The organism is Citrobacter sp. Ce104, from assembly GCF_030334595.1.
Lineage (GTDB): Bacteria > Pseudomonadota > Gammaproteobacteria > Enterobacterales > Enterobacteriaceae > Citrobacter > Citrobacter europaeus.
The window spans coordinates 365002-385320 of the sequence record NZ_JAOWDP010000062.1; the positions used below are offsets into that span (position 1 = coordinate 365002).

Below are 20319 nucleotides of genomic sequence, written 5' to 3' on the forward strand. Positions count from 1 at the left end.
GGAAGACGCGCCTGAGACAGCGTCCAGGTGAAACCGGGAAAATTTCTTAGTTTTGCCCCACTCAGGGCAAAAAGGTGAGGTACATCACGCTTCGTTGAGATCGCGCGGGGCCTGGGCGTTTAAAAACGGCAGCAGCAACAGCGCGGAAATCCCCGCCGCAATGGCGATCACCACAAAGAATCCTGTCCAGTGCCAGACCTCCATCACCTTCGCCAGCGGCCAGCCGGAGAGCGATGCCCCCAGATAAGCAAACAGTCCGACAAACCCGGTTGCCGCGCCCGCCGCCTCTTTGTGCGAGCACTCCGCCGCCGCCATGCCTATCAGCATCTGCGGGCCGAAGACGAAGAATCCGGTAGTGAAAAAGCACGCTGCCTGCATCACGTAGCTGGCGAACGGCATCAGCCACAACGAGCCAACGGAGAGTAAAATTCCGGCGGCGAAAATCAGGTTCATTGGACCGCGGTTGCCGTTAAACAGCTTGTCAGAACCCCAACCCGCCACCAGCGCGCCAACAAATCCGCCCAGCTCAAACATCGTCACGGCGGTATTGGCGGTCACCAGATCCACGCCGAGCGTCTCCGACATATACAGATTACCCCAGTCATTGATCGCGGCGCGCACAACGTACACCAGCACATAACACAGCGACAGCAGCCAGATATAAGGATTCAGTAGCACATAGCGGGTGAGGATCTCTTTGCGGCTCAGCCCTGCTCCTTCCTGCTGCTGGGCGATCTCCAGTTCATCATGCCGCCAGTCGCCAACCGGCGGCAGGCCAATTGCCTGCGGCCTGTCGCGTAGCCGCCAGCAGAGAAAAATCCCTACTACAATCGCCAGCAGCCCGGCGATGGTCATCCCGGCGCGCCAGCCGTAGTGCAGCGCCGTCGCCGCCATCACGATGGGGATCAGCGCCCCGCCGACGTTGTGCGCGGTATTCCACAGCGCCCACCAGCCGCCGCGCTCGGTACGCGAATACCACGCGGTCAATAAACGCGCGCAGACCGGCGATCCCCAGCCCTGGAAAAAGGCGTTCAGCGCCCACAGCACCGCAAAAGCCCATAGCGAGGTGGAAAATCCAAACAGAATGTTCACCACGCCGGTGGCAATCAGCCCGATACCCATAAAATAGCGGGCGTTGGAGCGGTCGCTGACAATACCAGAAACAAACTTCGACAGGCCGTAGGTGATGTAAAACAGCGTCGCCAGCAGCCCAATATCGCTGCGGGTCAGCACACCACTGGTGAGAATATCCGGTACGGCGGCGTTGAAACTCTTGCGTGTGAAATAGAACAGCGCGTAGCCGAGCCAAATGGTGGTCAGAATATGCCGCCGCCAGTAGCGGTAGCGGGCATCCACCTCACGCTTATCAGTAATGAGCGGCGCACTGGCCGGGGCTTTTAAAAACGAAAACATGACTGCGCCTTACACATATCGCTGGGGTAACGACACGCTGACACGCGTGCCGTGCGTACAGGAAATCGTGAGCTTACCGCCGAGGGCGCTAATGCGTTCGCGCATCCCCGTAAGGCCAAATCCCTGCTGATTCGACCCCGGCGGCAGGCCGCTGCCGTCGTCCTCAATCACCAGCATCAACCGTTCATCCTGTTGCCAACCCTGAAGCGTCACCGCGCTGGCGTTGGCGTGCTTCACGATGTTGTTCAGCCCTTCCTGACAAACGCGAAACAGCGTTACGCGCTGGCTTTCGCTGAGCACAGATTCATCAATTCGCCAGTCGAGATGGCTGACGATGCCGCGGCTTTCCAGCTCCATTTCGCGCATCAGTGAGCGGATGGCCTGCTCCAGCGTGAGATCGTCCAGTTGACGTGGTCGCAGGCGGCCTAACAAGCGACGTACTGAATCGTACACGCCGAGAGAAAGTTGTTCGATGTGCGCCCCACTGCGCTTCACCCCTGCGTTTTCCGGGGCCAGGCGCTGGACAATACCCGCCTGCGTGCGAATGGCGGTGATGGTCTGGCCGATATCGTCGTGCAGTTCGCGCGCCACATCCCGGCGCACGCTCTCTTCGGTCTCCAGCAGGCGTTCAGCCAGACGGTGGTTGCGCGCTAATTCGTTTTGCAGCGACTGGTTAAGCTCGCGCAGACGCTGAATGCCCGCGCCGAGCAGTAGCCCGGTCAGGCTTTGCGCCAGCAGCGAGAGCAGTAAATCGACGGGATGATCGTGCCAGGTCTGGCTGGCAATCAGCGCGATGGCGTTCATTAGCGTCGCAATCAGCGCCCCCTGCCAGCCATAGTGCCAGGCGAGCGCAATGATCGGCAACGCGAGGCAAAACGGCGTGAAGCGTGACAATTCATCCGGCAGGCCAAGCTGCAACCACAGACTGACGCTAAACAGCAGCAGATACCAGACCAGGTGCCGCCCGCGCCAGTTCACAGGCTGCGACACCACCGCCGGGCCCAGCGGCAGCCAGGTTGTGCTGGTCAGATAGTGCCAGAACACCAGGCAGATCGGCGCCAGCGTTAATCCGCCGGTGAGCGTCAGCAACAGCGCGTTCCACGCCTCTTCGCCTTGCCCAATCCAGGGCAACGATTGTAACAATGCCGCCGCCGTCAGCGCCGCGCCCTGCAACAGCAGCGTGCGCCAGTCGCGCTGATGGCGGTATCGCGAAATCAGCATCACCGGGAGTAGCGTGAGGGCGCTTCCGATCATCAAAAGTGGCAAATGGGCCAGCGCCACTTCCTGTGTCAGCCAGAAAAGAAGCAGCCATTCCGCGCCCAGCAGCACCGGCCAGTAGCCGCGCGGACATTGCAGCATCAGCCCCAGACGCAGGCCAAACGGAAACAGCAGCACCGCCAGTTCCGGGCGCTCAACCAGATGCAGGCTGATGCTCCACAGGCAAAACCACGCGGCAGAGAAAATAAAAAAGCAGGCAACAACGGTGATTAACCGGGAACAGAGCGTGTTCATTGCCAGCCGTCAAACATCCGGCGAGCCAGTTCCACGTCGTTGCTGACGTCGAGCTTTTCCATCAGGTTGGCGCGATGCACATGTACCGTCTTCGGAGACAGCCCCAGCTCGGCGGCAATCTCTTTCACCGCCATGCCTTGCGCCAGTTTTTCCGCCACCTGACGTTCGCGTTTAGTCAGCGGATCCTGACGACCGGCCGCCAGTTTGACGGCGATGTCCGGCGTCAAATAGCAACCACCGGTCGCCACGGTATGCACCGCCGCGATCAGCTCATCCGGGCTGCAGCGTTTAGAAAGGAAACCACGTGCGCCCGCGTTCAGTGCCTGCTCCACCAGCGCCGGGCTGTCATGGACGGAGAGCATGATAATCGCCATTCCCTTTGGCAACTGACTCAACAGTTCAAGGCCGGAGATATCGGGCATCGAGATATCACAGATACACACCTGCACGCCGCGTCCCGGTAATCCCGCCAACGCCTCGCTGCCTGAGCCAAACTCAGCCACAACCTGCAAATCAGGTTCCAGCCCCAGCAGTTGGGCAAAGCCGGAGCGAACGATAGTGTGGTCGTCGATAAGGGCGATGGTAATCATGGGTTTGTCCTGGCGGATAAAAAAACGCGCTTACCTTAACGATAAGCGCGTGGCTGTTCAAGTCTTGAGCGAACTACTCAAAGAACACGGTGATTTTGTTAAACATCGACGGGTCGGACTGGTTGCGGGCCACTTTCACCACATCTTCCAGCTTGTCTATCTGGCTTATCATCTGCTCCAGACGTTGATCGTCGTTGACCAGTAGCCATATGCGGCTCTTATCGCTTTCCTGAATCGGTAGACAGAGAATGCCTTCCACGTTGAACGCGCGGCGGGCAAACAGCCCGCAGACGTGAGTCATTACGCCCGGATGGTTGCGCACGGTGAGTTCCAGGATTACGTTGTCATGAGTCTGCTGTTGCATGGCTTATTCCCCCACCATTTCTGTGTTTGCCGCACCCGGCGGCACCATCGGGTACACTTTTTGTTCGGCATCAATGCGCACGTGAATCAGCGCAGGTCCAGGGCGATTAATAATTTCCTGCAGCGCTGCCTGCGGGTCCGCCTCGTTATTCAGATCGCAGGTTTCGAGACCAAACCCGGCGGCTATCTGCATAAAGTTAATCATCCCCGGATAGGTCGCCGCAAAAACGCCCTGCTTATAAAACAAACTTTGCTGCTGATACACCAGACCCAACGCTTCGTTATTCATCAGGATAATTTTAATATCCAGCTGATTTTCGCTGGCGGTCGCCATTTCCTGAATATTCATCATCAGGCTGCCGTCACCAGAAAAGCACAGCACTTTTTTGTCCGGGTTGGCCAGCGCCGCGCCAATTGCCGCCGGCAGACCAAAGCCCATGGTTCCCAGACCGCCAGAGGTCAGCCACTGACGCGGACGATTCAGCGGGTAAGCCTGTGCCGCCCACATCTGATGCTGGCCTACATCGGTGGTGATAATGGCGCTGTCATCCACGCAGGCAGCCACGGCGTTGATCAATCCATAGTGGCTGAGCGGGTCGCGTTCCTGCGGAATAGTGCAAGGGAATTCGCGTTGTAAATCGGCCACCATTTGATGCCACGGCTCTCGCGGCTGCGCGTCAATTAATGGGATCAATTGCGCCAGAACCTCATCGACATCAGCCTGAATCGCCACGTGCGGCTGTTTGATTTTACCCAGCTCCGCGCGGTCGATATCCACATGGATGATTTTGGCGTTCGGGCAGAACTGCTCGGTTTTACCAATCGCCCGGTCATCAAAACGTGCGCCCAGAACAATCAGTAAATCCGCTTCTTGCAGAATAAAGTTGGTGCTGCGCGCGCCGTGCATGCCTAGCATACCTAACGACAGCGGATGCGCTTTCGGCAGTATACCGAGCGCCATTAAGGTCATGGTGGTAGGCAGCGTCGCTTTTTCTGCCAGTTCACGCACGCGCTCAGGCGCGTTAATCACGCCGCCGCCGAGGTACAGCACCGGGCGCTGTGCGGCGTTAATCATGGCTGCGGCATCGCGAATGCTGTCCTGGCTGAACGCTGGCGCCGCCATTTTCTGCGCGGGCTCCGGCATCTCTTCAATATCAAAAACGGCAGTTTGAATATCCTTAGGAATGTCTATCCACACCGGGCCTGGACGTCCGGACTGCGCAATGCGGAACGCATCGCTCATAACCTGGGGTAATTCACTGATATGGCGGACCAGATAGTTGTGCTTAGTGATGGGGATAGAGATGCCGTAGGTGTCGACTTCCTGGAAGGCGTCGGTACCGATCATCGAAGCCGGAACCTGCCCGGTGATACACACCAACGGGATGGAATCCAGACGCGCGTCGGCAATGGCGGTTACCAGGTTGGTTGCGCCCGGTCCGCTGCAGGCCATACAGACGGCGGGTTTGCCATCGGTTCGCGCCATTCCCTGCGCGATAAACCCTGCGCCCTGCTCGTGGCGCGCCAGGATATGACGGATTTGCGTGCTTTGGCTTAAGGCGTCATAGACGGGAAGAATCGATCCGCCGGGAATACCGGTAACAACCTGAATGCCCTGGCGTTCCAGGAAATAAACGATGAATTCTGCGCCCGTAAAACGCGTACGCTTGGATGTTATGCCCGAACTTGCCATGCTCCAGTCCTTTTATTCTGGGCCTTTGCTCCGGGCAGGTCTCTGAAACGAAAAACCCCGCCCGGTTTGCGCCGGCGGGGTTTTGGAATCGTGTGTTGATTCGGACCCTACGGCGCATTGCCGACGACCACCACCACACGCACGACGACCGCTGCGCGAGATGGCGCAGTTTTTAGTAGGGTCGCAGTCAGCATGGAAGGGTTCATTAGGGACCTGTCTGTTTGTTGATTAACTGGATTTATACAAACACAGGTTTTTCAGCGTGACAATGGAAAAATTTTCATCTGCATAAAAATGCGTCAACGATCACATTTCACAGGACCTGGCCGAAAAACAAAAAACCCCGCCGGAGCGAGGTTTTTTCAGCGCTGTGCGGTTGGTAGCCGCCGAACACACTGTGTTATGTCAACGAAAAAAGTATACGCGTTCTGCGAAGAACACGCAATTTCGGCACGAATTTTGATGGTTTTGAGTATGGGACATGAATGGCGTAACGTCCATAAAATACTGTTAATTTATACAGTATTTATCTATAATGTCTCGGTACGCAATGTGTTATACGGGGGCCGCATCGTAAACCGGCGCATCAAAGTCCTGGCTGAAACGGGTGGTGCCGTCAGCGCCTTAACCCCCGTGTGAGCACACTGTGTTATGTCAACAAAGGTGCTGGCAACAGGCAGCGGCGAGGTACGTCAGCACCGTGCTCCTTGTACCAAAAGGAGAGCGTATGAGCCTCGTGGATATCGCTATTCTTATCCTCAAACTCATTGTTGCAGCACTGCAACTCCTTGATGCCGTTCTGAAATACATTAAGTAATTCAGATTCAAGTCGCACCAAAGGGGGGCGGGTAACACTCCGCTCCCCTTTCACCTTCTCCCTGGTGCTTGTGTCGCGCCAATATGTTACGTTTTTATGACATTCTCAGGGAAGAATTCCACCATGACGCTTTCTGTTTTCTGCATTTTGCTGTTCGCCGCGCTGCTGCACGCCAGCTGGAACGCCATCGTCAAAGCTGGAAACGATAAACTGTATTCGGCGATCGGCGTTAGCGGCTCAGCAGCGATTATGGCATTGATCTGCTTACCCTTCGCGCCTCAACCTTCCGCCGCCAGCCTGCCGTTTTTGGCCGTCTCAACCGCGCTACAAGTGGTGTATACGGTCCTGGTCGCCAAAACCTATCAGGTTTCGGATATGAGCCAGACCTATCCGTTAATGCGCGGTACAGCGCCGCTGCTGGTCGCAATTATCAGCGTTCTGTTCCTTGGGGATAGTCTGTCTATGCTGGCGTGGGTGGGGATTGCCACGATCTGTCTGGCCATTCTCGGTATGGCATTTAACGGACGCAGCAGCTCGCAACGCGGGATCGTACTGGCGCTCATTAATGCCTGCTTTATCGCCGGTTACACGCTGGTTGATGGCACCGGCGTACGCTTATCAGAAACCGCGCTGGGTTATACGCTGTGGACCTTCTTTCTGAACGGCTCCTGCCTGCTCACCTGGGCGATGATCGCCAGGCGCCGGGAAGCGTCGCGCTATCTGGTGCAGCAGTGGAAGAAAGGTATTCTTGGCGGGATTGGCACGATGGGTTCTTACGGTCTGGCGCTATGGGCCATGACCCAGGCTCCGTTGGCTGTGGTCGCGGCGCTGCGTGAAACCTCCATTCTGTTTGGCGCTCTGCTCGCGTGGTTGCTGCTGAAAGAAAAGGTTGCCGGAATACGTCTTGTCGCGGCCGCAGGCATTGCCGTAGGCGCGGTATTACTACGTTTGTCTTGATCGTGCTGTAACCCGATGCAATCCGGCAACATTTGTTGCCGCTTTTTGTTTACATTTCCTGCCGTCCACCCCCTAAACATTCCAGCCTACTATCTGGCCTTCTTTTTCTGTTGTGGTAGATTCCACGCACATTTACGGGAAAGTGCAGCACCTTATTCTTCTTTTTTCTCTTTTTTAAAAGTAATCAGCGAAATGAAAAGGCATAGAAGCGTCAATTTGTTGTTGATGTTGGTATTACTGGTGGCGGTAGGTCAGATGGCGCAAACCATTTATATCCCCGCAATTGCTGATATGGCGCGTGAACTGAACGTTCGCGAAGGGGCGGTGCAAAGTGTGATGGCCGCCTACCTGTTGACCTACGGCCTGTCACAACTGTTTTACGGCCCGCTTTCCGATCGCGTTGGCCGCCGCCCGGTGATCCTCGCCGGAATGTCTATTTTTATGCTGGCCACGCTGGTCGCGATTACCACTCACAGCCTGACGGTACTGATTATCGCCAGTGCAATTCAGGGGATGGGAACGGGCGTCGGCGGTGTGATGGCGAGAACCTTACCGCGCGATCTGTACGAAGGCTCGCAGTTGCGCCACGCGAATAGTTTGTTAAACATGGGGATTCTGGTCAGCCCACTGCTGGCGCCATTGATTGGCGGCATGCTGGATACCCTGTGGAACTGGCGCGCGTGCTACATCTTCCTGTTGGTTCTGTGCGCGGGCGTCACGTTTAGCATGGCGCGCTGGATGCCGGAAACGCGCCCTGCAGGTGCCCCGCGCCCACGGCTTATCGCCAGCTATAAAACGCTGTTTGGCAACAGCGCTTTCACCTGTTACGTGCTGATGCTGATCGGTGGTCTGGCAGGCGTTGCGGTCTTCGAAGCCTGCTCCGGGGTATTGTTGGGCGCACGGCTCGGTCTGAGCAGTATGGTGGTCAGTATCCTGTTTATTCTGCCCATCCCGGCGGCGTTTTTCGGCGCCTGGTTCGCCGGTCGCCCGAACAAGCGTTTCTCGACGCTGATGTGGCAGTCGGTTATCTGCTGTCTGGTCGCCGGTTTGATGATGTGGATCCCTGGGCTGTTCGACGTGATGAACGTCTGGACGCTGCTGGTTCCCGCCGCGCTGTTTTTCTTCGGTGCCGGGATGCTGTTTCCGCTGGCAACCAGCGGCGCAATGGAACCTTTCCCGTTCCTGGCAGGCACAGCCGGCGCGCTGGTCGGGGGATTACAAAACATTGGTTCCGGCGTGCTGGCGTGGTTCTCTGCCATGCTGCCGCAGACCGGGCAAGCCAGTCTGGGATTGTTGATGACCCTTATGGGGCTGCTGATTTTTGTTTGCTGGATTCCACTGGCGTCACGCGTGTCGCATCAGGGACAGGCGGTTTAAGCGTATGATGGCCCGGCTTATCGCCGGGCTTTTCGCATTCAGGCGCGATCATCGTCGTCAGCAGCGGCTCCAGCGTCGGACGCCAGGCACCCTCCTCGCCATCATAGAACTGTGTATCCGCATTGATAGCATAGGGAATTTTCGCTTTCTTCAGCTCGCACGCCATAAAGCGGGCAAACGCCATTTGTGAGGCTGAAGGCGCGTTCCTGATGGTTTCTCCTGGCGACCAGCCTCCTACCCAACTGACATGACCAGTTTTCTGCTGCCAATGAACGGCGGTATTGATGCGGGCGCGAATAGCGGCCTTTTCTGCCGCAGTCCCTGAGGTCCACGGGTATTTGCCGTTATTTTTCAGCGGTCCCCACGGAAAAATATGCCATTGGGCCAGCACGGTATTCTGACTTTGCGGCGGCAGTTTCAGGTTAAGCAAATCTTCCGGTGCAGCACGCAGTCGCGGCGCGATGAAAATCATCCGCTGCGGGTCGATGGCATGGATGTTACGAATGGTTTTATCATACACCCGATTAAGCGACGCCTGATTATGGTTGAGCTTATCAGAGGGTTCAAATATCAGGTCGAAACCCAGCAACGGCGAGCTTTGACCAAAGTAATGCGCCACCGCCACCCACCAGTTAACCACCTCTTTTTCGTTACCGGCGCTGGGGTCTTTTTTATATTCGTCAGCCTGATAGGCGATTATCGGGATCACGCCATACTGCTCACAGGCTTCCACCAGTTTACGCAAGTGTATAAGCCGCGCCTCCGTCGGCTCTCCCGCCACGCGAATGCGCACGTGGGTCAACCCTTTCGCCTTAAAATCCCGCACCACCAGCGGATCGAATTCACGGATACCCCGATCGGTGCGCGCCCAGTCTACGTCCATCCCAACGCCAAGCTGCTGCGCATACTGCGTCGCCGTCAGCGCAGGTTGCGTGGCATATACGGTGGCGCTGGCTAACAGCAAAAGGGAAACAATCGGCTTTAACACGGTCGTCCTTACGCAAATCATCAGGAGTGATATCACGTATTTAGCATGCTTTTTCACTTTCCGTGTAGAGAGAAAGCGTAAAAAATATTCGCGACCTGCCTAATTAACCTGCTCCTGTAGCCAGCCAATAAACGCCTCGATTTTCGGCCACTGCCTGCCGGGCAGCGTGGTGATGTAGTAGTGCTGATGGCATTTCAGCGCCATATCGCCAAAAGGCGCGACCAGCTCTCCGCTGTCGAGACGTTTTTGCACCAGCCGCCTTCGGCCCATCGCCACGCCGATATGGTTCATTGCCGCAATGACCGCTAAATCAGAGCGATCGAAACCAATTCCCGACGATGTCGGCAGGTTTGCTGCAAAATGCTGTGCCCAACTGTGCCATTCATCGGTCCCGGAATCGTTACTCCAGGCCTGCCTGTCGTGCAGCAACGTACAGTGCGGCAAATTCACCAGCGAACCGGCAAGGTCATGGCGGCGGGCGTAGTCCGGGCTGCACACCGGCAGGATCTCTTCATCCATCAGGAAGTGATGCGTGAGTTGCGCGGAGGGTGCATCGTCAAAATAGATGGCGAGATCGATACCCGCACGCTGTAGATTGACGTTGTCGTTCCCGGTCAACATGGTTAGCGAAATTGACGGGTAGCGACGGGTAAAGTCGCCGAGCGCCGGAACCAGCCAGCACTGAGCGATAGAGGGCCGCGAGTAGACGGTGAGCGTCCCCGAGAGCTCCTGATTCTTGATATCAAGAATTTCCTGGTTGAGCGTGTCCAGCGACGATTTCAGCGCCCAGAAAACCCTTTTGCCTTCGTGGGTGAGTTCCACTTTGCGGTGCGAGCGGACAAACAGTTGAATGCCTAACTCCTCTTCCAACTGATTAATCCGATGGCTGACGGCGCTGGGACTTAATGACAGCTCGTCTGCCGCCAGCGCAAACGACTGATGCCGCGCAGCCACTTCAAAAGTATACAGTTTTGACAACTGCCAGCCATTGAGCAGACGATTTCTGACCTCGCGTACGGGATCCATACTCACCTCTTGTCCTCCTGATTCATTCGCCGGAGTGTAAAAAAGTTCGCTGCAAAAATCAGCATAAAGATGAATCAAAGTGAACCATATCGCAAAAACCAGGCACAATTAGACGTAAATCACTCACTTGATGCAATCTGGCTCATGTGAAAGGGGATTTATATCGTTTGTCAAACCCTGCCTTATTTTTGTCCAATACCCCTATATTAATCACAGGGCAAGGTGAGCTATGCACTCTCAAATCTGGGTTGTGAGCACGCTGCTGATAAGCATCGTGTTAATCGTTTTGACCATCGTGAAGTTCAAATTCCACCCGTTTCTGGCGCTGCTGTTAGCCAGCTTCTTCGTGGGTACGATGATGGGTATGGGGCCACTGGATATGGTCAATGCCATTGAGAGTGGCATCGGCGGTACGCTGGGCTTCCTCGCCGCGGTTATCGGCCTTGGAACCATTCTGGGCAAAATGATGGAAGTCTCAGGCGCGGCCGAACGCATCGGACTGACGCTGCAGCGCTGCCGTTGGCTTTCCGCTGACGTCATTATGGTACTGGTCGGACTGATATGCGGGATCACACTGTTTGTTGAAGTCGGCGTGGTGCTGTTGATTCCACTGGCTTTTTCGATTGCCAAAAAGACCAATACATCACTCCTGAAGCTGGCGATTCCGCTGTGTACGGCGCTGATGGCGGTACACTGCGTCGTGCCGCCGCATCCGGCCGCCCTGTTCGTGGCGAATAAGCTGGGTGCGGACATTGGCACCGTGATTGTTTACGGTTTACTGGTCGGTTTGATGGCCTCACTGATCGGCGGTCCGCTGTACCTGAAATTCCTCGGTAACCGCCTGCCGTTTAAACCGGTTCCGGCTGAGTTTTCCGACCTCAAAGTGCGCGACGAAAGTACACTGCCGTCGCTGGGCGCTACGCTGTTTACCGTTCTGCTGCCGATTGCCCTGATGCTGGTAAAAACCGTCGCAGAGCTGAACATGGCGAAAGGCAGCACGGTGTATACGCTGCTGGAGTTTATCGGTAACCCGATCACCGCGATGTTTATTGCCGTTTTCGTGGCCTACTACATTCTCGGTCTGCGTCAGCATATCGGCATGGGGGCGCTACTGACCCACACCGAAAACGGTTTTGGCTCGATTGCTAACATTTTGCTGATTATCGGCGCAGGCGGCGCATTCAACGCTATCCTCAAGAGCAGCGGGCTGGCGGATACCCTCGCACTGATCCTCTCAAACATGCATATGCACCCGATTCTGCTGGCCTGGCTGGTGGCGTTAATCCTGCATGCCGCAGTAGGCTCCGCCACGGTGGCGATGATGGGGGCGACGGCTATCGTGGCACCGATGCTGCCGCTCTATCCTAACGTTAGCCCGGAGATCATCGCCATTGCCATCGGTTCCGGCGCTATTGGCTGCACGATCGTGACCGATTCCCTCTTCTGGCTGGTGAAGCAGTACTGCGGCGCCACCCTGAATGAGACGTTCAAATACTATACGACCGCGACATTTATCGCGTCCGTGATTGCACTGGTTTGCACATTCCTGCTTTCCTTTATTATTTAAACGCAAAGAGACTGACTATGGAAAATATTCAAACACTTATCGCCCAGTATCCTTTAGTGGAAGACCTGGTCGCTCTCAAGGAGACGACCTGGTTTAACCCTGGCACCACCTCTCTTGCGGAAGGTTTACCGTACGTTGGCCTGACCGAGCACGATGTTCAGGATGCCCATGCTCGTCTGACGCGCTTCGCGCCGTATCTGGCGCAGGCATTCCCGGAAACCGCAGCCACCGGCGGCATTATCGAATCCGAGCTGGCCGCGATCCCTGCGATGCAAAAACGGCTGGTAAAAGAGTACGGGCAGCCTATCCGCGGAGAAATCCTGCTGAAGAAGGACAGCCATCTGCCGATTTCCGGCTCAATTAAAGCGCGTGGTGGTATTTATGAAGTGCTGACACACGCGGAAAAACTGGCGCTGGAAGCCGGTCTGCTGACCACACAAGACGATTACAGCATTCTGCTTTCACCTGAGTTCAAACAGTTCTTCAGCCAGTACAGCATCGCGGTAGGCTCCACCGGCAACCTCGGCATGTCGATTGGCATTATGAGCGCCTGTATCGGCTTTAAGGTGACGGTGCATATGTCTGCCGACGCTCGCGCGTGGAAAAAAGCCAAACTGCGCAGTCACGGCGTGACGGTAGTGGAGTATGAAGAAGATTACGGCGTGGCGGTAGAGCAGGGTCGTAAGGCGGCAGAATCCGATCCGAATTGTTTCTTTATCGATGATGAAAATTCCCGCACGCTGTTTTTAGGCTATGCGGTCGCGGGCCAGCGTCTGAAGGCGCAGTTTGCCCAGCAGGGACGCGTGGTGGATGCCGACCATCCGCTGTTTGTTTACCTGCCGTGCGGCGTCGGCGGTGGTCCTGGCGGCGTGGCATTTGGCCTGAAGCTGGCTTTCGGCGACAACGTGCACTGCTTCTTCGCCGAACCGACCCATTCCCCCTGCATGCTGCTGGGGATTTATACCGGGCTGCACGATACGATTTCCGTGCAGGACATCGGCATCGATAACCTGACGGCGGCGGATGGGCTGGCGGTAGGTCGTGCGTCCGGCTTTGTTGGCCGGGCGATGGAACGTCTGCTCGACGGTCTGTACACCCTGGACGATCAGACGATGTACGACATGCTGGGCTGGCTGGCGCAGGAAGAAGGCATTCGCCTTGAGCCGTCGGCGCTGGCCGGGATGGCCGGTCCGCAACGCGTATGCGCCTCTGCTGACTATCAGCAGATGCACGGCTTCAGCGCAGAGCAGCTCAATAACGCCACCCACCTGGTGTGGGCGACCGGCGGCGGCATGGTACCTGAAGAAGAAATGGCGCAGTATCTGGCCAAAGGGCGTTAAACGTTGCTGACCTTAACGCAGCATCGCCATCAGTTCCATCGGTGAGCGATGTTGCTTAAGCAGGTCACGCATCACGCGCATATGCGGCGCGGTATGGTTGAAGAAAGCGCTGTACCCGCCGCAAATCGCACTTTTTCCACTGCTGTCGCGATGCTTTGGACAATCACCATGGCAAAAGCGTAACAACGAACACGCCTGACATTCCGCACTCAGCGTGGCCTTCTTGGACTGACCAAACGCCGTTACCTGCGGGCTGGCATTGAGCTCACTCAGCGACGTGTGATGAATATTACCCAGGCGAAAATCAGGGTAAACATAGTGATCGCATTGATACAGATCGCCATTCGCTTCCAGGGCAAACGCATGCCCGCAAGTGGAGCTTAGCGAACACATCTGCGCCGGATGCCCGCACCATACGCCCAGGGTTGAATCAAATAACTGGACGAATACGCGACCAATATCTTCTCTGACCCAGATATCAAAGACGGAATTCAGGAAGGTTCCCCATGCCTGCGGCGGGACAGATTCGGCGGTAAGCTCGCCTTTTTCATCATATTCAACCAGCGGAATGAACTGCAAAAACGGCGTGCCAAGCTGGCGAAGGTAGTGATACATCAACCCGGGCCGCTGACTGTTCAGAGAATTAACCACCACCAGCAGATTGAACTCCACCTGATGCTCACGCAGCCTGGCAATGGCGTCCACCACCTTATGGTGAGTCGGTTTTCCACTACGGTTAACGCGATACGCATCGTGAAACTCGGCAGGGCCATCCAGGGAAATCCCAACCAGCCAGCCGTTTTCACGTAAAAACTGACACCATTCGTCGTTGAGCAAAATCCCGTTGGTCTGGAAAGCATTATGGATTTGCTTCCCTTGCCCGTACTGTTTTTGCAAGGTCACTACGCGGCGAAAAAAGTCGATACCACAAAGGGTTGGCTCTCCACCCTGCCAGGCGAACATCACTTCAGACCCCGGCTGCGCGGCAATATGCTGGCGAATAAACGTCTCTAAGGTGGCATCATCCATTTCGGGTTGAGTGGGTTTATCAATGTAAAAACAGTAACGACAATCAAGGTTACAACGAGAGCTGGCCGGCTTGGCCATGACCTGACATCCTGTCATGCTAAATTCCCGATAAATGCAATAAGTTGGCGAACATGCGTTACAGCAAACAGTATTGCGAGGGATAACACCGCGAGGGAGATCATAAATTTGTCACGCACCGCGCGAGATTCAGAAAAATCACTATGCGTAACATCCATCAGGGTACGACTACGGGTATAGCGCCAAAGTACGATGGCCACCATCGCCAGCACCACAATTGAAACCCAAAACAGAAAGCCCGCCTGATGCCAGTTGTGCTTCAGCGCCAGCGCCATTAGCGCGCCATAGCCCAGCAGCGTACGAAACCAGGCCAGCGATGTTCGCTCCGGTTGTAATCCCGGGTCGGCGATACGTCGCGACTTACGGCTATCCGGCATACAGTACCAGTCCCATGACAATCACCGCGACGATCATCAAAATCAGGCTGATGATTAACAGGCTATGGGTATACGGCAAATCCTCTTTCAGACGCATTGCCCTCTCATTACGCAGCCAGCGCAGGTAACCATAAATCGCCAGGCCACCGGCAAACAGACACAGTAACAGCGCCAAAAGCTCACGAATGACCGGCGTGGCGAAATCCGGAGCCAGTTGGTCAAGACCAACGCCCGCCGCCAGAAATCCCAATGCGGTACGGATCCACGCCAAAAAGGTACGTTCATTTGCCAGCGAGAAGCGATAATCCGGGGCTTCTCCAAGGCGGGAAATCTTCATCCAAACTCCTTTTTCATTCATAGCTCAGCTACGTTGTCTGGTCATTTTCAGAATTTCGTACAGCGGAATGCTGATACCCTCTACCTGAACCAGCACAGGGAGGTCTGATGGACATCATATCGCAAAACAAATGTAGTTCACTGGGAATGCTATTTGGCGCCATTGCGTTGATTCTCGGCATTTTTCATTTTTCTTTTGGCCCCTTTTCCGCCCCACCGCCAGCGTTGGAAAGCGTGGTGGCAGAGAAGGTATCCGCCGTTAAAAAAGGGATTCTTGCCGGTCTGAAAGGGGAACAACCGCCCGCTGCTGCGAAAAAAACTGCCACTGATATCGATAAAATACTGGATAACAGCGGCATCGCTCTTGCCGTCATCGCGCTGATATGTGCGTTTATCGGCGGCATGCGTAAAGAAAATCGCTGGAGTATTCATGGCGCAATGTTCTTCGGCGGCGCGACACTTGCCTTTCATGCTCTGCTTTTTGGCATTGCCATTATCTGCGGCATCATTCTGCTCATGTTGATATTTTCCTTTCTCGGCGGTGCTTCTCCAGTTTGACCAGCCTGCCGGATGGCGGCGTGAGAACCCGATCCGGCAGGGCGTTCCCTCAGAACTTCTGCTTTTTCTCCTCCACTTTTACGCCCTGGGTTGGTAAACCGGTGTCGTAATCGCGTACCACCGGAGAATAGCCATCTTGCGGGCGTGGGCGGAAAGCGCCCATCCAGCGCGGTACGGCGTCCGGACGCCACGGACGCAAACTCCACTGGTAGGTACGGAACGGGTCGCGGATTTTATCCATATAGTCCAACAGAGCATCGTGCATCTGGCAGCGAACGTCGGCCAATTGTGGCGAATCTATCAGGTTGTGTAGCTCATCGGGATCGTTTCGTCTGTCGTAAAGCTCATCGCTGGTAAACAGATTCAGCACCAGTTTCCAGTCGTCTGTCACCCAGCAGCGTACCGGAATAAATCCGCCAAAACTGTCATGTTCAATCTCATAACGGTTGAACTCCACCATCACGCCGCGTGGCTTTTCAATGTTAAGGATGTTTTCACCCGGCAGGATTTGTGGCTGCTCAATGCCCGCCAGCGCCATCATCGTCGGCAGCAGATCGATATGACTGACCGGCGTGTCTACCTGCATCGGTTCTCCCTGCGGCGGGCGCATAATCAGCGGAATTCGCGTGATGTCGTCATACATCGCCGCCCCCTTACTGATGAGCTTATGCGCTCCCATCATCTCACCGTGATCGGAGGTATAAATAACCCAGGTATTCTCCCGCTGTTCTGGCGTTAAGGCATCAATCACCCGGCCAATCTGATCGTCAACAAAATCGTTGCAGGCAAAATAGAGTGGATGGTGATAGCGTCCGTCTTCACCCACCGGAGACGGCATCGCTTGCGACCACAGGCGATGATGCTCAGGCTTATCGCACAGAGTATCCTGCGCTTTCGCGCCCAGATCGTAGTAAAAGTCCTGATATTTCTGCAGATACTCCACCGGACAGGTAAACGGGTGATGCGGCTCGTCGTAGGAAATCACCATCAGGAAGGGGTCATCGTTACGCGCTGGTTGGTGGAGGAAATCGACCGCCCGGTTGCTGATACGATGCGCCCAGGTGAAGGTTTTGTCGATATTGTTGGCCAGCAAATCCTCCACGCTGTTCAGACCGTTACGCCACAAACCGATCTCTTTATCCGTCAGTTCTGCCAGGTAATTGGCCCCGTCATACCAGTAGTCGGCATCCCACTCGGGTGGACACTCGCCGGTACCAAAGTAATCATGCCCGTCGAGATGCCACTTGCCGATGTAGCAGGTGTGATAGCCCGCATCCTTGAAGTAGCGCCCCATGGTGGAAATGTTTTTCCCCGGCGCGACGTTATTGGTCCACGGACCGGACTGGTTGGCATAAATACCGGTAAACAACCCCGCGCGGGCCGGGGTGCAGACCGGTGAGCAGGTATAAGCGGAATTGAAGCGAATACCTTCCGCCGCCAGACTATCAATATTATTGGTATTCAGCGGCTTACCACTGTAGCAGCCGACCATATTGGTCGCCTGAGTATCGGTCATAATGAACAGAAAATTAGGGCGGGTCATGCTTTATCCTTAGCGTCAGAGACACAGTGTTCAGTAGAGATACGCCGCGACTGCCAACTGCTGAAAATCAGGTATATCACTACTGCTGCCGTGATGGCGTAGCTGAAGATTGTCAGCCAACGAGAGTTGTAACCACCAAACTGCGCCAGACCAGAATAAACGCCAATCATCGCAAACAGGACGCCAACAGAGGCGATCTTCGCGTTTTTCCACGGCTTCATGTCGACCGCGAAAGCATCATGGAATTTAAACGGCGTGGCACGCGGCTTGATAACACCGATAGCCAGCATGACCACCACGTTGATGCAGAAGGTACAGGCCAGCACGTAGAGGAAGTGGAACTCGAATTTCACCAGATAGTTGATGGTGATGTAGCTGACGATACCCAGCCCCATCGCAACCTTCGCCGCCAACGCCGGGATGCGGGGGAAAAAGAAGCCCATAATAACGATGGTCACCAATGGTACGTTGTAAATGCCGTTGAGTTGTTTCATCCAGCTGTAAAGCCCCTGTGGCGCATACGCAATCCACGGCGCAACCAGCACAGAAATAACCGCGACGATAAAACCAAAGCGACGTCCCACGCTGACCAGTTTATCGGGGCTGGCCTGCTCGTTAATCAGTCGACGATAAATACCGAGGCTGAAGAGTGTCGAGGCGCTGTTGAGAAAACCGCAAAACGCGCTGATGATCGCGCCGAACAATACGGCGCTGAAAAAGCCAATCAGCGGCAACGGCATGACTTTGTTTACCAGCGCCGGGTAAGCCATATCCGCTTTTGGGAGATCCTGGAAAAGGTGAAAGGCGATAACGCCAGGCAATACCAGAATCAGCGGATCCAGCATCTTCAACACCGCCGTCAATAAGGCCCCTTTCTGTCCCTCTGATAAGCTTTTTGACGCCAGCGTACGTTGAACAATTCCCTGGTTCGTACACCAGTAGAAGGTATTCACCAGAATAAGCCCGGTCAGTGCCGCGCCGATCGGTACCGGGTCGTTGCTCCCGCCAATCGAATTCAACATCTGGCTGTGATCCTGCGTTAAGCGCGTAATCCCTTCGCTCAGGCTGCCTTTACCCATTGCCATCAGGCCAAACAGTGGCACCATCAGACCGCCAATCACCAGACCGATACCGTTGATCACATCGGCAATAGCGATGGCACGCATCCCACCGACCACGGCGTACAAAATACCACTAATCCCCAATACCACCGCCATCAACCAAATTGCCGTATGCTGGGAAATATCAAAGGTTTCAGTAACATGAAACATACTGTTAAAGGCAAGCGCGCCGGAATACAAAATGATCGGCAGAAAACAAATCCCCGTGGCAATTAAAAAACAGCAATCGATGATAATGCGGGTCGTTTTGTCATAACGCTCCTCAATAAAGTCCGGAATAGTAGCAATGCCGCGCTGCAGATAGCGCGGCAAAAAAATCAGCGCCAGAAAAATGAGCGGGATCGCTGAGATAACTTCCCATGCCATTACCGACATTCCACTGCGGTAAGCCTGGCCGGTTAACCCTACCAGTTGTTCCGTCGAGAGATTCGTTAGCATCAGCGACGCAGCAATAACCGGCGCTTTTAGCGATCGCCCCGCCAGAAAATATCCTTGTTGCGATCCGGTATCCGCTTTCCGTAACTTCCACCAGGTGATTACCGCCACCAGTAGCGTAAAACCCACAAAGCTTAGAATTTGTAGCGTATTCATCTCATAGCCCTTTTTATCATTATGTCCCGGCAGCGGTAGGGAAAATCGGAGGTATTACGCACCGGGTCAGGCAGTCAGATTTCTTAAAATAAAAACGTCATATCCCTGAACGGATTTTTTCTGTTAAGTTCAGGTTGTGGGCATAATTCTCCGGCGGGAAATTAAAATGAATGGAAAGATGCAAAGTTCGCATGTAAAAAACGAAACTACGTACAATATTCCCCTATTGATTAACGAAAATGTGATCTCAAGCGGAATTTCATTGATCTCGCTGTGGCACACCTATGCCGACGAACATTACCGGGTTATTTGGCCACGCGATAAGAAAAAGCCACTGATAGCTAATTCATGGGTTGCTGTCTATACCGTCCAGGGCTGTGGGAAAATCCTGCTAAAAGGCGGCGAACACATTACCCTCACCGGAAATTGTATAATATTTTTAAAACCAACAGACATTCAGTCTTATCATTGTGAAGGATTAGTATGGGAACAATACTGGATGGAATTCACTCCAACCAGCGTAATGGATATTCCGTTACGCCAGCAAAGCATTATTTATAATGGTGATATTTATAATCAAGAACTGGCCGAGGTCTCGCGATTAATTACGTCACAAGACTCAATGAAAAATAATCTGGCCGTCGCTTTTCTCACAAAAATAATTTATCAATGGATTTGTCTTATTTACGCCGAAGGTAAAAAAGACCCACAGCGGATACAAATTGAAAAACTGATTGCCACTCTGCATGCCAGCCTGCAAAGGCGGTGGAGCGTGGCGGATATGGCGGCCACCATCCCCTGCAGCGAAGCCTGGCTACGTCGTCTTTTTTTACGTTACACCGGTAAAACACCGAAGGAATATTATCTCGATGCCCGGCTGGAACTGGCGCTGTCACTGTTAAAGCAGGAAGGGAATACGGTCGGACAGGTGGCAGATATGCTTAACTTTTTTGACTCATTTCATTTCAGCAAAGCCTTTAAACACAAGTTTGGCTACGCGCCCTCGGCAGTGCTTAAACATGAGAAGTGAAATACCGTCTCAT

20 protein-coding genes are annotated in these 20319 nt (G+C 54.7%); 7 read left to right on the forward strand and 13 right to left on the reverse strand.

Translation table 11 applies throughout. The annotated features are described in order from the left end of the window. Positions 1-84 precede the first annotated feature (84 nt). The 6 genes from OGW16_RS10010 to ivbL all read right to left on the reverse strand — a co-directional run bounded on the left by OGW16_RS10010 (position 85) and on the right by ivbL (position 5777). Entirely contained in the window at positions 85-1413 is a 1329-nt protein-coding gene (locus tag OGW16_RS10010) for an MFS transporter (protein ID WP_043018785.1), read from the reverse strand. A gap of 9 nt (positions 1414-1422) precedes the next feature. Continuing rightward, entirely contained in the window at positions 1423-2925 is a 1503-nt protein-coding gene (uhpB, locus tag OGW16_RS10015) for a signal transduction histidine-protein kinase/phosphatase UhpB (protein ID WP_087052852.1), read from the reverse strand. Next, a complete protein-coding gene (gene uhpA / locus OGW16_RS10020) occupies positions 2922-3515 on the reverse strand; it encodes a response regulator transcription factor UhpA (protein WP_043018787.1) in 594 nt (197 codons plus the stop codon). Before uhpA ends, uhpB begins: the two co-directional genes overlap by 4 nt. 73 nt (positions 3516-3588) lie before the next feature. After that, positions 3589-3879 (reverse strand): acetolactate synthase small subunit, encoded by a 291-nt coding sequence (gene ilvN / locus OGW16_RS10025; protein ID WP_087052853.1) that lies wholly within the window; start codon positions 3877-3879, stop codon positions 3589-3591. A 3-nt stretch (positions 3880-3882) separates the two neighbouring features. After that, a complete protein-coding gene (gene ilvB, locus OGW16_RS10030) occupies positions 3883-5571 on the reverse strand; it encodes an acetolactate synthase large subunit (RefSeq protein WP_181230950.1) in 1689 nt (562 codons plus the stop codon). Positions 5572-5678: 107 nt separating this feature from the next. Beyond that, positions 5679-5777, reverse strand: coding sequence for an ilvB operon leader peptide IvbL (gene ivbL / locus OGW16_RS10035; protein WP_003827118.1), 99 nt, complete (start codon positions 5775-5777; stop codon positions 5679-5681). Between the two features lie 521 nt (positions 5778-6298). On the opposite strand from ivbL, the gene tisB reads away from it, so the two are divergent. From tisB to emrD, 3 genes are all read left to right on the forward strand, one after another. After that, a complete protein-coding gene (gene tisB / locus OGW16_RS10040; protein WP_003840643.1) occupies positions 6299-6388 on the forward strand; it encodes a type I toxin-antitoxin system toxin TisB in 90 nt (29 codons plus the stop codon). 123 nt (positions 6389-6511) lie between these two features. Next, the gene (locus OGW16_RS10045) at positions 6512-7345 is read left to right on the forward strand and encodes an EamA family transporter (protein ID WP_047407739.1); all 834 of its coding nucleotides are present in this window, start codon (positions 6512-6514) and stop codon (positions 7343-7345) included. Positions 7346-7537: 192 nt separating this feature from the next. After that, the gene (gene emrD / locus OGW16_RS10050; protein ID WP_043018791.1) at positions 7538-8722 is read left to right on the forward strand and encodes a multidrug efflux MFS transporter EmrD; all 1185 of its coding nucleotides are present in this window, start codon (positions 7538-7540) and stop codon (positions 8720-8722) included. Here the strand turns inward: emrD and OGW16_RS10055 are convergent. Both OGW16_RS10055 and dsdC read right to left on the reverse strand, forming a co-directional pair. After that, entirely contained in the window at positions 8649-9731 is a 1083-nt protein-coding gene (locus tag OGW16_RS10055; RefSeq protein WP_100193766.1) for a cellulase family glycosylhydrolase, read from the reverse strand. The two genes, emrD and OGW16_RS10055, sit on opposite strands and share 74 nt — an antisense overlap. Before the next feature lie 78 nt (positions 9732-9809). Beyond that, a complete protein-coding gene (gene dsdC / locus OGW16_RS10060) occupies positions 9810-10736 on the reverse strand; it encodes a DNA-binding transcriptional regulator DsdC (protein ID WP_193146036.1) in 927 nt (308 codons plus the stop codon). Positions 10737-10965: 229 nt separating this feature from the next. On the opposite strand from dsdC, the gene dsdX reads away from it, so the two are divergent. Both dsdX and dsdA read left to right on the forward strand, forming a co-directional pair. Beyond that, the gene (dsdX, locus tag OGW16_RS10065; RefSeq protein ID WP_043018794.1) at positions 10966-12303 is read left to right on the forward strand and encodes a D-serine transporter DsdX; all 1338 of its coding nucleotides are present in this window, start codon (positions 10966-10968) and stop codon (positions 12301-12303) included. A 17-nt stretch (positions 12304-12320) separates the two neighbouring features. Then, entirely contained in the window at positions 12321-13643 is a 1323-nt protein-coding gene (dsdA, locus tag OGW16_RS10070) for a D-serine ammonia-lyase (RefSeq protein WP_043018795.1), read from the forward strand. Between the two features lie 12 nt (positions 13644-13655). On the opposite strand, the gene OGW16_RS10075 is transcribed toward dsdA, so the two are convergent. From OGW16_RS10075 to OGW16_RS10085, 3 genes are read right to left on the reverse strand one after another with little or no spacing between them, the layout of a single operon-like run. Continuing rightward, positions 13656-14768 (reverse strand): anaerobic sulfatase maturase, encoded by a 1113-nt coding sequence (locus OGW16_RS10075; protein WP_286518387.1) that lies wholly within the window; start codon positions 14766-14768, stop codon positions 13656-13658. Continuing rightward, positions 14765-15127: a DUF202 domain-containing protein gene (locus OGW16_RS10080; protein WP_043018797.1), complete on the reverse strand. Its 363-nt coding sequence runs from the start codon at positions 15125-15127 to the stop codon at positions 14765-14767. The genes OGW16_RS10075 and OGW16_RS10080 overlap by 4 nt, the downstream gene beginning before the upstream one ends. Next, positions 15117-15464 carry a YidH family protein gene (locus tag OGW16_RS10085; protein WP_042311462.1) on the reverse strand — a complete coding sequence of 116 codons (348 nt, stop codon included), beginning with the start codon at positions 15462-15464 and terminating at the stop codon, positions 15117-15119. Before OGW16_RS10085 ends, OGW16_RS10080 begins: the two co-directional genes overlap by 11 nt. Before the next feature lie 107 nt (positions 15465-15571). Between OGW16_RS10085 and yidI the strand changes: the two genes are divergently transcribed. After that, a complete protein-coding gene (gene yidI / locus OGW16_RS10090; protein WP_043018798.1) occupies positions 15572-16021 on the forward strand; it encodes an inner membrane protein YidI in 450 nt (149 codons plus the stop codon). A gap of 49 nt (positions 16022-16070) precedes the next feature. Here yidI and OGW16_RS10095 read toward each other — a convergent pair whose 3' ends face one another. Further along, positions 16071-17564 (reverse strand): sulfatase-like hydrolase/transferase, encoded by a 1494-nt coding sequence (locus OGW16_RS10095; protein WP_043018799.1) that lies wholly within the window; start codon positions 17562-17564, stop codon positions 16071-16073. Further along, positions 17561-19276, reverse strand: a complete 1716-nt coding sequence (locus OGW16_RS10100; protein WP_043018800.1) for a solute:sodium symporter family transporter — start codon at positions 19274-19276, stop codon at positions 17561-17563. Before OGW16_RS10100 ends, OGW16_RS10095 begins: the two co-directional genes overlap by 4 nt. A 166-nt stretch (positions 19277-19442) precedes the next feature. Here OGW16_RS10100 and OGW16_RS10105 point away from each other — a divergent pair, with 166 nt between their 5' ends. Continuing rightward, on the forward strand, positions 19443-20306 hold the full coding sequence (locus tag OGW16_RS10105) for an AraC family transcriptional regulator (protein ID WP_043018801.1): 864 nt from the start codon (positions 19443-19445) through the stop codon (positions 20304-20306). Positions 20307-20319 lie beyond the last annotated feature (13 nt).

What these genes read in the sequence shown, in the direction of transcription:
- OGW16_RS10010 (WP_043018785.1), bottom strand. Translation starts at nt 1,413, where the DNA reads ATGTTTTCGTTTTTAAAAGCCCCGGCCAGTGCGCCGCTCATTACTGAT.
- uhpB (WP_087052852.1), bottom strand. Translation starts at nt 2,925, where the DNA reads ATGAACACGCTCTGTTCCCGGTTAATCACCGTTGTTGCCTGCTTTTTT.
- uhpA (WP_043018787.1), bottom strand. Translation starts at nt 3,515, where the DNA reads ATGATTACCATCGCCCTTATCGACGACCACACTATCGTTCGCTCCGGC.
- ilvN (WP_087052853.1), bottom strand. Translation starts at nt 3,879, where the DNA reads ATGCAACAGCAGACTCATGACAACGTAATCCTGGAACTCACCGTGCGC.
- ilvB (WP_181230950.1), bottom strand. Translation starts at nt 5,571, where the DNA reads ATGGCAAGTTCGGGCATAACATCCAAGCGTACGCGTTTTACGGGCGCA.
- ivbL (WP_003827118.1), bottom strand. Translation starts at nt 5,777, where the DNA reads ATGAACCCTTCCATGCTGACTGCGACCCTACTAAAAACTGCGCCATCT.
- tisB (WP_003840643.1), top strand. Translation starts at nt 6,299, where the DNA reads ATGAGCCTCGTGGATATCGCTATTCTTATCCTCAAACTCATTGTTGCA.
- OGW16_RS10045 (WP_047407739.1), top strand. Translation starts at nt 6,512, where the DNA reads ATGACGCTTTCTGTTTTCTGCATTTTGCTGTTCGCCGCGCTGCTGCAC.
- emrD (WP_043018791.1), top strand. Translation starts at nt 7,538, where the DNA reads ATGAAAAGGCATAGAAGCGTCAATTTGTTGTTGATGTTGGTATTACTG.
- OGW16_RS10055 (WP_100193766.1), bottom strand. Translation starts at nt 9,731, where the DNA reads ATGATTTGCGTAAGGACGACCGTGTTAAAGCCGATTGTTTCCCTTTTG.
- dsdC (WP_193146036.1), bottom strand. Translation starts at nt 10,736, where the DNA reads ATGGATCCCGTACGCGAGGTCAGAAATCGTCTGCTCAATGGCTGGCAG.
- dsdX (WP_043018794.1), top strand. Translation starts at nt 10,966, where the DNA reads ATGCACTCTCAAATCTGGGTTGTGAGCACGCTGCTGATAAGCATCGTG.
- dsdA (WP_043018795.1), top strand. Translation starts at nt 12,321, where the DNA reads ATGGAAAATATTCAAACACTTATCGCCCAGTATCCTTTAGTGGAAGAC.
- OGW16_RS10075 (WP_286518387.1), bottom strand. Translation starts at nt 14,768, where the DNA reads ATGACAGGATGTCAGGTCATGGCCAAGCCGGCCAGCTCTCGTTGTAAC.
- OGW16_RS10080 (WP_043018797.1), bottom strand. Translation starts at nt 15,127, where the DNA reads ATGCCGGATAGCCGTAAGTCGCGACGTATCGCCGACCCGGGATTACAA.
- OGW16_RS10085 (WP_042311462.1), bottom strand. Translation starts at nt 15,464, where the DNA reads ATGAAGATTTCCCGCCTTGGAGAAGCCCCGGATTATCGCTTCTCGCTG.
- yidI (WP_043018798.1), top strand. Translation starts at nt 15,572, where the DNA reads ATGGACATCATATCGCAAAACAAATGTAGTTCACTGGGAATGCTATTT.
- OGW16_RS10095 (WP_043018799.1), bottom strand. Translation starts at nt 17,564, where the DNA reads ATGACCCGCCCTAATTTTCTGTTCATTATGACCGATACTCAGGCGACC.
- OGW16_RS10100 (WP_043018800.1), bottom strand. Translation starts at nt 19,276, where the DNA reads ATGAATACGCTACAAATTCTAAGCTTTGTGGGTTTTACGCTACTGGTG.
- OGW16_RS10105 (WP_043018801.1), top strand. Translation starts at nt 19,443, where the DNA reads ATGAATGGAAAGATGCAAAGTTCGCATGTAAAAAACGAAACTACGTAC.